Source organism: Teichococcus rhizosphaerae (genome assembly GCF_002631185.1).
Lineage (GTDB): Bacteria > Pseudomonadota > Alphaproteobacteria > Acetobacterales > Acetobacteraceae > Pseudoroseomonas > Pseudoroseomonas rhizosphaerae.
Genome location: NZ_PDNU01000028.1, coordinates 76617 through 88475 on the forward strand (window position 1 = coordinate 76617; position 11859 = coordinate 88475).

Annotated in this window: 10 protein-coding genes; 3 read left to right on the forward strand and 7 right to left on the reverse strand. The window is 72.9% G+C overall.

What is annotated here, in order from left to right; genetic code table 11:
* Positions 1 to 4 precede the first annotated feature (4 nt).
* Genes CR162_RS14345 through CR162_RS14365 form a run of 5 tightly spaced genes read right to left on the reverse strand, consistent with a single transcriptional unit; the run spans position 5 to position 7347 of the window.
* Positions 5 to 1159: an acyl-CoA dehydrogenase family protein gene (locus CR162_RS14345; protein WP_099096218.1), complete on the reverse strand. Its 1155-nt coding sequence runs from the start codon at positions 1157 to 1159 to the stop codon at positions 5 to 7.
* Positions 1160 to 1188: 29 nt separating this feature from the next.
* Positions 1189 to 2382 (reverse strand): acyl-CoA dehydrogenase family protein, encoded by a 1194-nt coding sequence (locus CR162_RS14350; RefSeq protein ID WP_099096219.1) that lies wholly within the window; start codon positions 2380 to 2382, stop codon positions 1189 to 1191.
* Between the two features lie 14 nt (positions 2383 to 2396).
* Entirely contained in the window at positions 2397 to 3575 is a 1179-nt protein-coding gene (locus tag CR162_RS14355) for an acetyl-CoA C-acyltransferase (protein WP_099096220.1), read from the reverse strand.
* Positions 3572 to 5230, reverse strand: a complete 1659-nt coding sequence (locus CR162_RS14360) for an AMP-binding protein (protein WP_099096221.1) — start codon at positions 5228 to 5230, stop codon at positions 3572 to 3574. Before CR162_RS14360 ends, CR162_RS14355 begins: the two co-directional genes overlap by 4 nt.
* Before the next feature lie 26 nt (positions 5231 to 5256).
* Complete coding sequence (locus CR162_RS14365) at positions 5257 to 7347, reverse strand: 3-hydroxyacyl-CoA dehydrogenase NAD-binding domain-containing protein (RefSeq protein WP_099096222.1); 2091 nt, start codon at positions 7345 to 7347, stop codon at positions 5257 to 5259.
* Positions 7348 to 7503: 156 nt separating this feature from the next.
* Between CR162_RS14365 and CR162_RS14370 the strand changes: the two genes are divergently transcribed.
* Positions 7504 to 8325, forward strand: coding sequence for an IclR family transcriptional regulator (locus CR162_RS14370; protein WP_099096223.1), 822 nt, complete (start codon positions 7504 to 7506; stop codon positions 8323 to 8325).
* A 297-nt stretch (positions 8326 to 8622) separates the two neighbouring features.
* Here the strand turns inward: CR162_RS14370 and CR162_RS14375 are convergent, their stop codons facing one another.
* Positions 8623 to 9519: an alpha/beta fold hydrolase gene (locus CR162_RS14375; RefSeq protein WP_099096224.1), complete on the reverse strand. Its 897-nt coding sequence runs from the start codon at positions 9517 to 9519 to the stop codon at positions 8623 to 8625.
* Between the two features lie 249 nt (positions 9520 to 9768).
* Here CR162_RS14375 and CR162_RS14380 point away from each other — a divergent pair, with 249 nt between their 5' ends.
* Positions 9769 to 10296 carry a histidine phosphatase family protein gene (locus CR162_RS14380; protein WP_245870371.1) on the forward strand — a complete coding sequence of 176 codons (528 nt, stop codon included), beginning with the start codon at positions 9769 to 9771 and terminating at the stop codon, positions 10294 to 10296.
* 10 nt (positions 10297 to 10306) lie between these two features.
* Here CR162_RS14380 and CR162_RS14385 read toward each other — a convergent pair whose 3' ends face one another.
* Positions 10307 to 10858: an RrF2 family transcriptional regulator gene (locus tag CR162_RS14385; protein WP_099096225.1), complete on the reverse strand. Its 552-nt coding sequence runs from the start codon at positions 10856 to 10858 to the stop codon at positions 10307 to 10309.
* A gap of 77 nt (positions 10859 to 10935) precedes the next feature.
* Here CR162_RS14385 and hmpA point away from each other — a divergent pair.
* Positions 10936 to 11859 (forward strand): NO-inducible flavohemoprotein (hmpA, locus tag CR162_RS14390; RefSeq protein WP_099096226.1); only part of this gene is annotated, 924 nt, incomplete at its 3' end.

Sequence of the window (11859 nt, forward strand, 5' to 3'; positions counted from 1 at the left end):
CGTGTCAGGCGGCCTCGCTGAGGCCGCCGGCGGCGGCCACCACATGCAGGTGCGTCTCGGTCTCGCCGAACTGGCTCACCAGCATGGTCAGCCGCTTGAAGTAGTGGCCGGCCTTGTACTCCATGGTCATGGCGATGCCGCCGTGGAGCTGGATCGCCTCGCGGCCCACCAGGTCGGCCGAGCGGTTCACCAGCGCCTTGGCGGCGGCGATGGCCGGGCGGCGCACCGCCGGGTCCGGGTGCTCCGCCATCATCGCCGCGTACATCGACATGGAGCGCGCCTGCTCCAGCGCCACCAGCATGTCCGCCGCGCGGTGCTGCACCGCCTGGAAGCTGCCGATGGTGACGCCGAACTGCTTGCGCTGCTTCAGGTAGTCCAGCGTCAGCTCGTGCAGCGCCTCCATGGCGCCCACCGCCTCGGCGCAGAGCGCGGCGAGCGCGATGTCCACCACGCGCTCCATCAGCGCCAGCCCCTCGCCCTCGGCGCCGAGCAGCGCGTCGGCCGGCACGGTGACGCCCTCCAGCAGCAGCTCGGCCGCGCGCAGCCCGTCCTGCGTCGGGTAGCCGCGGCGTGAAAGGCCCTGCGCGTCGGCCGGCACCAGGAACAGGGAGATGCCGTGGCGGTCCCGCCGCTGGCCCGAGGTGCGGGCGGAGACGATGATGTGCTGCGCGCTGTCGCCGTGCAGCACCAGACTCTTGGCGCCGTCCAGCACCCAGCCGCCCTCGGTGCGGCGCGCGGTGGTGGCGACGTCGAACAGGTCGTCGCGCGACTGCCGCTCGATCTGGGCGAAGGCCAGCGTCGTGCTGCCCTCGGCGATGGCCGGGATCAGCGCCGCGCGCTGCGCCTCGCTGCCGCCGAGCCGCAGGAAGCCGCCGCCCAGCACCACCGTGGCGAGGTAGGGCTCCACCGCCAGCCCGCGGCCGATGGCCTCCATCACCGTCATGGTCTCGACGGCGCCGCCACCGAAGCCGCCCTCCGCCTCGGAAAAGGGCAGGCCGAGCAGGCCCATCTCGGCGTATTGCGCCCACAGCTTCGGGCTGTAGCCCTGCGGGTTGTCCTGGTGCTGCCGGCGCTTCTCGAAATCGCCATAGGCGTCGGCCATCAGCCGGTCGACGCTTTCCTTGAGCAGGCGCTGTTCCTCGGTCAGGTCGAAATCCACACTCTCTCTCCTATCTCAGAGGCCCGGTTTCAGAGACCGAGGAAGGCCTTGGCGATGATGTTGCGCTGGATCTCGTTGGAGCCGCCGTAGATCGACACCTTGCGGTAGTTGAAGAACTGCGGCGCCACCGCATCCGCCCAGTCCGGCCCCACGGGCGGCTCGTTGTGCGAATGCCCCGGCATGGCGGCGGCGTAGGGGCCGGCCACCGTCATCATCAGCTCGGTGGCCATCTGCTGGATCTCGGAGCCCTTGATCTTGAGGATCGAGGAGGTCGGGTCCGGCTTGTCGGCGGCGCGGTGGCGCTGCGCGGCGACCGCGCGCATCTGGGTGATCTCCAGCGCCTTCAGCTCGATCTCGGCCATGGCGACGCGGTGGCGGAAGCCCACATCGTCCCACAGCGTGCCCTCGCCCGCCGGCGTTTCCCTGGCGCGCGCCTTGACCAGCGCCAGCTTCTCCTTGGAGAAGCCGACGCGGGCGATGTTGGTGCGCTCGTTGGAGAGCAGGAACTTGGCGTAGTCCCAGCCCTTGTTCTCCTGGCCGACGAGATTCTCGACGGGCACCTTCACGTCGTCGAAGAAGACCTCGTTCACCTCGTGCGCGCCGTCGATGGTGATGATCGGCCGCACGGTGATGCCCGGCGTCTTCATGTCGACGAGCAGGAAGGAGATGCCCTGCTGCTTCTTCTGCGCGGCGGGATCGGTGCGGACCAGCAGGAAGATCCAGTCGGCGTGCTGGCCGAGCGTGGTCCAGGTCTTCTGGCCGTTGACGACGTAGTGGTCGCCCTCGCGCTTCGCGGTGGTCTTGAGGCTGGCGAGGTCGGAGCCGGAGCCGGGCTCGGAGAAGCCCTGCGCCCACCAGATGTCGAGGCTGGCCGTGGGGGGCAGGAACTTCCTCTTCTGCTCCTCGCTGGCGAAGTTGGCGATGACCGGCCCGACCATGGCCACGTTGAAGGAGAGCGGCATCGGCACCGCGTTGAACTGCACCTCCTCCGTGTAGATGTAGCGCTGCACGGGGGTCCAGTCCTTGCCGCCCCATTCCACCGGCCAGTTGGGCGTGGCCAGCCCCTCGGCGTGCAGGATGCGGTGGGCCTCTGCGATCTCGTCGCGCGAAAGGTGGCGGCCCTCGCTCACCTTCCGGCGGATCTCGGCCGGGATCTTGCTGCGGAAGGTCGCGCGCAGCTCGTCGCGGAAGGCGATTTCCTCGGGCGTGTAGCGGAGTTCCATGCTGGCGTCCCCCTTCAGCAGATCTCGAACAGGCCGGCGGCACCCATGCCGGTGGCCACGCACATGGTGACGATGGCGCGCTTGGCGCCCCGCCGCTTGCCTTCCAGCAGCGCGTGGCCGACGAGCCGCGCGCCGCTCATGCCGAAGGGGTGGCCGATGGAGATGGCGCCACCGTTCACGTTCAGCTTCTCCTGCGGGATGCCGAGCTGGTCGCGGCAATAGATGGACTGCGAGGCGAAGGCCTCGTTCAGCTCCCACAGGTCGATGTCGTCCACCGTCAGCCCCTGGCGCTTGAGCAGGCGCGGCACGGCGAAGACCGGGCCGATGCCCATCTCCTCCGGCTCGCAGGCGGCGCTGGCGAAGCCGCGGAAGATGCCGAGCGGCGTGAGGCCGCGCCGCGCCGCCTCCTGGGCCGACATCACCACGCAGGCGCTGGCGCCGTCCGAGAGCTGGCTGGCGTTGCCGGCGGTGATGAACTGGCCCTCGCGCACCGGCTTCAGCTTGGCCAGGCCCTCCAGCGTGGTGTCGGGGCGGTTGCCCTCGTCGCGGTCGAAGACCTTGGTCTTCCTGCTGACCTCGCCCGTCGCCTTGTCGGTGACGGCATAGGTCACCTCCATCGGCGCGATCTCGTTGTCGAACACGCCGGATTGCTGGGCGATGGCGGTGCGCTGCTGGCTGAGCAGCGCGAACTCGTCCTGCGCCTCGCGCGAGACGCCGTAGCGCTCGGCGACCAGGTCGGCCGTCTCGATCATGCTGTCGTAGAGATGCGGGCGGTGCTCGGCCAGCCAGGCGTTGCGCGCGGCGGCGCGGTCCACCTTGGGCACGGTCAGGCTGATCGATTCCAGCCCGCCGGCCACGGCCACGTCGACGCCGTCCACCATCACCCGCCGCGCGGCGGAGGCGATGGCATCGAGCCCCGAGGCGCAGAAGCGGCTGACCACCATGGCGGCGGTGTCCACCGGCAGGCCGGCGCGCAGCAGCCCGGCGCGGGCGATGTTGCCGCCCGTGGCGCCCTCGGGGTAGCCGCAGCCCATGGTCACCTCCTCCACCGCCTCCGGCTCCACGCCAGCGCGCGACAGGGCGTGGGAGATGGCGTGCGCCGCCATCTCGGCGCCATGGGTGATGTTCAGGCTGCCCCGCGCCGCGCGGCCGATCGGCGTGCGGGCGGTGGAGACGATGACGGCTTCCCTCATAGAGGCTTTTCCTTGCTTGTCATGTCGTGCGCGGCTTCCTCCTCGCGCAGGCGGGAGGCCAGCAGCTTGCCGGCCGGGCTGCGCGGCAGGGCCGCCCGCAGCTCCAGCGCGGCGGGCATCTCGTGGCGGCCGATGCGGTCGGCCAGGAAGGCTTTCAGCGTGTCCAGCGTCAATACCGGCGCCATGTCGCGCAGCTTGACGAAGGCCTTGGCGGCCTGGCCACGATACGGGTCCGCAACGCCGATGACGAGGCATTCCTCGACATCCGGGTGCTCGTAGATGGCCTGCTCGACCGCCCCCGGATAGACGTTGAAGCCGGAGGAGATGATCATGTTCTTCCGCCGGTCCACCAGCGTGAAGTAGCCGGCCTCGTCCATCCAGCCGAGGTCGCCGGTGAGGAGCCAGCCATCGGCGAAGCAGGCGGCGCTTTCCTCCGGCCGGTTCCAGTAGCCGCCGAAGACGTTGGGGCCGCGGATGGCGATCTCGCCATGCGCGCCGGGGGGAAGGGGCTGGCGGGCGTCGTCCAGCGCCACCACGCGCATCTCCACGCCCGGCAGCGGCAGGCCGATCATGCCCGGCCGCCTCGGCCCGTGGAAGGGCATGCGGGTGCCGGCCGGGCCGGTTTCCGTCATGCCCCAGCCGCCGCCGATGCGCAGGCCGAGCAGCGCCTCCAGCCTGCCCTGCACCTCGAAGGGCATCGGCGCCCCGCCCGAGGAGCACTGCCGCAGCGAGGACAGGTCCCGCCCCTCGATGCCCGGCAGGTTCAGCAGCCCGATCAGCATGGTCGGCACGGCGGGAAAGACGGTGACGCGCTCGCGCTCGATCGTCTCCGCCACCTGCGCGGCATCGAAGCGCGGCAGCAGGACCTGCTCGTTGCCATCGGCCAGGTGGCGCAGCAGCACGGCGGACAGCATGTAGATGTGGAACAGCGGCAGCACGCCCAGCACGCGCTGCGCGCCGGGCTCCAGCGTGTCCTCGTCGCGCCAGGCGCGGTAGATGGAGACGGCGGCGGTCAGGTTGCGGTGCGTCAGCATCGCGCCCCTGGGCAGGCCGGTGGTGCCGCCGGTGTATTGCAGCAGCGCCACATCCTCCTCCGCCAGCGCCGGCCAGGAAGGCGGCGCGCCGGCCAGGGGAAGGGGCAGCGGCACGAAATCGGGCTGGGCGGGCGCGGCGCCGCCGCCCCACTCGGCTTCCGGCGCCAGAAAGGCGCGCTCCACCGCCCCTTCCCGCAGCAGCCGCAGCGCGTTGGGCAGCAGCGTCGGGAAATCGGTGGTGATGAGCCAGCGGGCGCCGCTGTCATGCAGCTTGTGCAGCAGCTCGCGCGGCGCGTCGAGCGGCGAGAGATGCACCACCCGCCCCCCCGCCCGCAGCACGCCGAAGAAGCAGGCCGGGTGCCAGGGCGTGTTGGGCAGGTAGAGCGCCACCGAATCCCCCGGCCGCAGCCCTTCCGCCATCAGCCCCGCCGCCACGCGGTCCGCCAGCGCGCGCAGCCCCTCGAAGGACAGCGTGGCCTCGCGGTAGCGCAGCGCCGGGCGGGCGCCCCAGCGCGCCGCCGCCTCGTCCAGCAGGGCGGGCAGCGTGCCGGTGGCGATGGGCGCGTCCCACCGCCCCTGGGCGGGGTAGGACGCCTCCCAGGGGTGGCGGGGGCGGGTCATCGGCGAAGGGCTCGGGCGGCGGGTGCTCAGGCGGCCTTCGCCCCGGCCGCCAGCGTGGCGAAGCCCTGGCCTTCCGCCGCCAGCCGCGCCAGCAGCGGCGCGGGCTTCAGGCTGTCGTCGCCAGTCTGCGCGGCATAGGCCGAGAGGCGCTCGGCCACATGGGCGAGGCCCAGCGCGTCCGCGTGGTGCATCGGGCCGCCGCGCCAGGCCGGCCAGTTGTAGCCATAGAGCCAGACCACGTCGATGTCGCCCGGCCGGGCGGCGATGCCCTCCTCCAGGATGCGCGCGCCCTCGTTGATCATCGGGAAGATCAGCCGCTCGGTGATCTCCTGCTGGCCGATCTCGCGCCGCGTGATGCCGAGCTTCTGGGAGACGCCCTCGATGATGCCCCGCACCTCGGCCGATTCCACGCCCTCGCGCGCGCCCTCGGGGTAGTCGTAATAGCCCTTGGCGGTCTTCTGGCCGAGGCGGCCTGCCTCGCACAGCGCGTCCGCCACCGGGGCGCTGCCGCCCGTGGCCTTGCGGATGCGCCAGCCGATGTCGAGCCCGGCGAGGTCGCCCATGGCGAAGGGACCCATGCGGAAGCCGAAATCGGTCAGCGCCTTGTCCACCTGGGCCGGCGTCGCGCCTTCCTGCAGCAGGCGCTCGGCCTGCTGGGTGCGGCGCGCCAGCATCCGGTTGCCGACGAAGCCGTGGCAGACGCCCACCACCACCGGCACCTTGCCCAGCTTCTTGCCGACCTCGACCGCCGTCGCCAGCGCCTCGGGCGAGGTCTTCTCCGCGCGCACCACCTCCAGCAGCTTCATGACGTTGGCGGGGGAGAAGAAGTGCATCCCCAGCACGTCCTGCGGGCGGGAGGTGGCGGCCGCCATGGCGTCAATGTCGAGATAGGAGGTGTTGCTGGCGAGGATGGCGCCGGGCGCGATGGTGTCCAGCCTGCCGAACACCTCCTTCTTCAGCGCCAGGTCCTCGAACACCGCCTCCACCACCAGGTCGGCGCCGGCGGCGGCCTCCAGCCCCACCCTGCCCTCGATCAGCCCCATGCGCTTGGCGTGCGCCTCGGCCGTCAGGCTGCCGCGCTTGACCGAGGTGGCGTAGATGCCGTCGATCCGCTTCAGCCCGCGCTCCAGCGCCGCGTCCTCGGTCTCGATCATGGTCACCGGGATGCCGGCATTGGCGAAGGCCATGGAGATGCCGCCGCCCATGGTGCCGGCGCCGAGCACCGCGACGCGCGCCACCCGGCGCCCCTGCGTGCCGCGCGGCAGGCCGGGGACGTGCCCGGCGGCACGCTCGGCGAAGAACACATGCCGCAGCGCCAGGCTGCGCGGGTCGTCGCGCAGCGTGGTGAAGAAGGCGCGCTCGCCCGCCAGCCCCTGCTCCAGCGGCATCTCGAAGGCGTTGCGCACGGACTGCACGATGGCCGCCACCTGCGGCTCCTCCGCCGCGCGCTTGGCCAGCTTCCTCGCCGCCTCCTCGAAGGCCTCGCGCGCGCCGGGGGCGGTCAGGCGGCCGTTCCGCACGTTCAGGCGCGGCGGCAGGGGGGCGGCGGCCAGCGCCCGCACCTTCGCCTTGGCGGCGGCGATCAGGTCGCCCTCCTCCAGCGCGTCGGCCAAGCCCATGGAAACGGCGTCCTTCGCGGAAACCTTCTCGCCCGAGGCGGCGATGGCCACCGCCTTGTCGGCGCCGATCAGCCGCGGCGTACGCTGCGTGCCGCCGGCGCCGGGCAGGATGCCGAGCTTCACCTCCGGCAGGCCGAGCTGCGCGCGCGGGCCGACGATGCGCGAATCGCAGCCCAGCGCCACCTCCAGCCCGCCGCCCAGCGCCGCGCCATGGATGGCGGCCACGACGGGCTTCGGGCAGGCTTCCAGCGCGGCGATCACCTCGTTCAGGCTGGGCGGCACGGGCGGCTTGCCGAACTCGGTGATGTCGGCCCCCGCGATGAAGGTGGAGCCGCGCCCGCCGAGCACGATGCCTGCCACCGCCGGGTCGGCGGCCGCGCGCTCGGCGGCATCCTTCAACCCGCCGCGCACGGCGGCGGAAAGGGCGTTCACCGGCGGGCTCTGCACCATGATGACGGCGATGCCGTCTTCCACCTGATAGGATACGGGCTCGGTCATCGGCATCTTCCCCCTGGCTGCGGCCTGATTAATTCTGCATAGCGGAATTGAATTCCGCAGCTTTGTGCTATTGGGTCGCGCAATCCGCTCCGCCCGTCAAGCGCGGCTTGACCGTTTTCCCGGCCCGCCGGGGCCTGTTCGTTTCCAAGGATGCCCATGTCCCGTCGCCGCGCCATTCCCGCCCCCGGCCAGCCGGGCGCCCCGCCCGAACAGGACCGGGACTTCGTCACCGCCCTGGCGCGCGGGCTGGAGGTGCTGGGCTGCTTCCGCCGGGGCGAGTCGCTGCTGGGCAACCAGGAGATCGCGGCGCGCTGCGGCCTGCCGCGCTCCACCGTGTCCCGCCTGACGCACACGCTGACCCAGCTCGGCTACCTGCACTACGTGCCGGAGCTTGGCCGCTACCGGCTGGGCACGGCGGTGCTGGCGCTGGGCAGCGCCATGCTGGGCGGGCTCGACATCCGCCGGGTGGCGCGGCCGCTGCTGCAGCAGCTCGCCACCGAGACGCACAGCGTGGTGGCGCTCGGCACGCGGGACCGGCTGGGCGTGGTGTATCTGGAGCTGGCGCGGGGCGATGCGGCCATCGCGGTGAACCTGGAGGCGGGCTCGCGCATCTCGCTGGTGAACAGCGCCATGGGCCGCGCCTGGCTCGCCGCCTGCCACCCCGCCGAGCGCGAGGCGGTGCTGCGGCAGATCCGCGCGCCGGACGAGGAAAGGCTGCGCGCCACGGTGGAGCGCGCCCTGGCCGAGCAGCGCGACTATGGCTGCTGCTGCTCCTTCGGCGACTGGCAGGCGGATGTGAACGCCATCGCGCTGGGCTTCCACCCCGGCGGCGGGCTGCCGCCCATGGTGGTGAATTGCGGCGCGCCCTCCTTCCTGGTCAGCCCGGAATACCTGCTGCAGGAGGCGCGCCCGCGCCTCAGCGCGCTGGTGGCGCGGCTGGAGGGCAGCATGGACCTCGCCGGCGTGCTGCCCCCATAAGCGGCACCGCGCCGCGTGGCCGGGAAGGTGGCGCGCGGCGGCGTCCCTTCCCGGCCGGCCCGTCAGCGCCGGGCCGTGCTTCCGCCCGCCCGGCCCGGTGGCGCCGGGGCGGGGCGCCCTGGCGGCTCCTCGCGCGGCACGCGCAGCAGATTGGCCTGCCGTTCCGCCTCCGCCGGCCCCAACCGGGCGGAGGGCCGGGAATCGAGGGGGTCGATGCGCCTGAAGGGAGCGAGGAACACGGCATCATCCTTGGAAGCGGAGGGTTCCCTTTCTTAAAGGGGAACCCGCCGCCGGGTTTCAGGGCCTGCCGTCCCCCGTCGAGCAGCGCGCGCCCCACACCTCCAGCAGGGCCGCGTTGAAGGCATCGGGGGCTTCCCACATCACCCAGTGGCCGGCATCCGGCACCACGGCCAGCGCCACATCGGACTGCAGGGCGCGCAGCAGGTCGAGCCGGTCCTGCAGCCAGGGCGTGGCGGTGCTGTCCAGTTCCCCCCAGATCCCGCTCAGCGGAACGGGCAGGCCCTGCAACGCGTCGCGCAGGGCGGTGGTGCCGGAGAAGGGGCGGCTGCGCAGCCGGGCATGCCGCACATGCCAGTCCTGCAGGGCCAGGGCCGTGGCGTCGATGCTGCCGGGATGGGCGAGCATCAGCGCGGCCAGGTTGGCCCGGTTGGCCGCCTCCCGCGCCGGGCCCTCCAGGCTGCGCACCGGCTGCATGGGCGTCGGGCGGCGGCGCAGGCCCATGGCGCCGGCGCCCACCAGCGTGAAGCTCGCCAGCCGCTCCGGCACCTGCCGCGCCACATGTCCGCCGATCATGGCGCCGAAGGAGAAGCCCACCAGCCGGTAGCGCGCGCCGCCCAGCAGCGCCTCCGCCCCGGCGGCGACGATGGCGGCGATGGCATCGGGCGAATCCGTCCGGGGCGGCATGTCCGACTCGCCGAGGCCCGGCAGGTCGGCGGCCAGCACCCGTTGGCGCGCCGCCAGGGCCGGGATGTTGCGCGCCCAGTGGCGCCAGGAGCCGGAGCCGCCATGCAGCAGCACCACCGGCGCCTCCCCCGCCCGCCCTTCCCCCCATTCGTGCCAGACCATGCGGCCCTCGCCGCAGGGCGTCTCGTGCCGGCGGGCGGCGGCCAGGAGGGGCTCCAGCAGGGTGTCCAGCGGAGGGGTTTCCAGGGGAGGGGCGGTCAGCTCGGGCATCGGGCGGCGGGGCCTCCGGGGAGGGTGGGCGGTGAAGGAGCCACGATCCTGCCCCCGCCGCGGCGCCCGGGAAACCGGCCATGGCTTGTTTGCGCGCGCACGGGGCTGTTACTGCGGCGCGTCCGCCCTTCCGGATTCCCGTCATGCTCCCTTCCGCCGCGCCGCCCGCCCCGCCCCTTGCCGGCCCGCGCCATGGCCCTTGCCCGGGCTCCCGTGGCGCGGGCGGCGGCCTGCGGCGGTAGCGCGGCCATGCGTGTCGCCCTGGTGCGCCACCTGCCCACCGACCTGCCGCCCGGCCTCTGCTATGGCCGGCTGGACCCGCCGCCCCGGCGTGGGGCGGATGCGGCGCCGCTGCGCGCGGCGCTGTCCGGCTTCGGCCCGGCGCGCTGGCTGTGCAGCCCCGCCCAGCGCTGCCGCGCCCTGGCAGGCGCCCTGGCGGAAGGCGCCCTCATCACCGAGGATGCGCGGCTGCTGGAGCTGGATTTCGGCGAGTGGGAGGGCCGGGCGTGGAACGACGTGCCCCGCGCCGCCCTCGACGCATGGGCCGCCGACCCTTGGGGCTTCGCGCCGCCGGGCGGCGAGAGCGGCGCGGCGCTGGTGGCGCGACTGCGCGCCTTCCACGCCGATCTCCGGGCGGCCGCGCCGCGGAAGAACTGCGTGGTGGTGGCGCATGGCGGGCCGCTGAAGGTGCTGGCCGATCTGCTGGCCGGGCACGCGGTGGAACTCCTGGCGCCGGCCCAGCCGATGGGAAGCCTGCGCATCCTGGAGGCGCGCTGAGGCGGGGCGGCTAGTCCGCCACCGCCTCCGCCCTCTCGCCCGCGGCGGCCTCGATGCCGAGCCGCGCCGCCATCACCGCGCGGCGCGGCCCGCCCAGCAAATCCCGCAGCGTCCGGCCATCCAGCACGGCCATGAAGGCGGCGAGCGCCTCGCCGAGCACCAGCTGCGCCTGGCAGGCATTGGCCAGCAGGCAGGCACGGCCCCCGATGCCGCTGCCAATGCCACCTTCCATGCCACCACCGGAGCCCTCCCCGGCGGCGTCCCCGCCGCCCCTGTTGCCGGGCTGGAAGCAGGCGACCAGCGCCATGTCCTCCTCGGTGAAGCGCACCACCTCGCCCACGCCGATCTCCTCCGGCGCGCGGGCCAGGCGCAGGCCGCCCCCCTTGCCCCGGCTGGTCTCGATGAAGCCGCCCTGGCCCAGATGGTGCACCACCTTCACCAGATGGTTCTCCGAGATGCGGTACGCCGCCGCGATCTCCCGGATGGAGACGCGCCGTCCGGGCCGCAGGCCGAGATAGATCAGGGTCCGCAGCGCATAGTCCGTGTAGAGCGTCAGCCGCATGGCAAAGATGTAGCATCTTTACATCTTTCTTCCAGAACTTCATAAGGAGCACAAGAAATAAACCTTATGGAGTCGCCATGCCCCGCCCGCTCAGCGAACAGACCATCGCGGTGGTGAAGGCCACGGTCCCGGCGCTGGAGGTCCACGGCCTCGCGCTCACCCGGCGCATGTATGAGCGCCTGTTCCAGAACGCCTCCATCCGCGACCTCTTCAACCAGTCCCACCATGGCGAGACGGGCTCGCAGCCCAAGGCCCTGGCGGGCGCGGTGCTGGCCTATGCGCAGAACATCGACAATCTCGGCGTGCTCGCCGGCGCCGTGGAGCGCATCGCGCAGAAGCATGTGGGGCTGAACATCCTGCCCGAGCACTACCCCCATGTCGCCGACGCGCTGCTCGGCGCCATCCGGGACACGCTGGGCGAGGCCGCGACGCCCGAGATCCTGGCCGCCTGGGGCGAGGCCTACTGGTTCCTGGCCGACCTGCTGATCGGGCGGGAAGGGCAGATCTATGCCGAGCACGCGGCGGCGCCCGGTGGCTGGAATGGCTGGCGGGACTTCGTGGTGGCGGAGAAGCGGCGGGAAAGCGAGGTCATCACCTCCCTCACCCTGGCGCCCGCCGATGGCGGCGCGTTGCTGCGCCACCGCCCCGGCCAGTACCTGACCTTCTGGCTGGACCTGCCCGGCGGGCCGCCGCTGAAGCGGAACTACAGCATCTCCTCCGCGCCCGGCGGCGCCCGCTACCGCATCAGCGTGAAGCGCGAGCCGCGCGGGCTGGCCTCCAACTGGCTGCACGACACGGCGCAGCCCGGCACGCGCCTGAAGGTGGCGGCCCCGGCCGGGGAGTTCTTCCTGCCCGAGCGGCCGCAGCGGCCCATCGTCCTGCTCAGCGGCGGGGTGGGGCAGACGCCGCTGCTGAGCATGCTGCACGCCGTGGCGCGGGACCCCGCCATGCCGCCCGCGCGGTTCATCCACGGCACGCTGTCCGGCGCCACCCACGCGCTG

What these genes read in the sequence shown, in the direction of transcription:
- CR162_RS14350 (WP_099096219.1), bottom strand. Translation starts at nt 2,382, where the DNA reads ATGGAACTCCGCTACACGCCCGAGGAAATCGCCTTCCGCGACGAGCTG.
- CR162_RS14355 (WP_099096220.1), bottom strand. Translation starts at nt 3,575, where the DNA reads ATGAGGGAAGCCGTCATCGTCTCCACCGCCCGCACGCCGATCGGCCGC.
- CR162_RS14360 (WP_099096221.1), bottom strand. Translation starts at nt 5,230, where the DNA reads ATGACCCGCCCCCGCCACCCCTGGGAGGCGTCCTACCCCGCCCAGGGG.
- CR162_RS14365 (WP_099096222.1), bottom strand. Translation starts at nt 7,347, where the DNA reads ATGACCGAGCCCGTATCCTATCAGGTGGAAGACGGCATCGCCGTCATC.
- CR162_RS14370 (WP_099096223.1), top strand. Translation starts at nt 7,504, where the DNA reads ATGTCCCGTCGCCGCGCCATTCCCGCCCCCGGCCAGCCGGGCGCCCCG.
- CR162_RS14375 (WP_099096224.1), bottom strand. Translation starts at nt 9,519, where the DNA reads ATGCCCGAGCTGACCGCCCCTCCCCTGGAAACCCCTCCGCTGGACACC.
- CR162_RS14380 (WP_245870371.1), top strand. Translation starts at nt 9,769, where the DNA reads ATGCGTGTCGCCCTGGTGCGCCACCTGCCCACCGACCTGCCGCCCGGC.
- CR162_RS14385 (WP_099096225.1), bottom strand. Translation starts at nt 10,858, where the DNA reads ATGCGGCTGACGCTCTACACGGACTATGCGCTGCGGACCCTGATCTAT.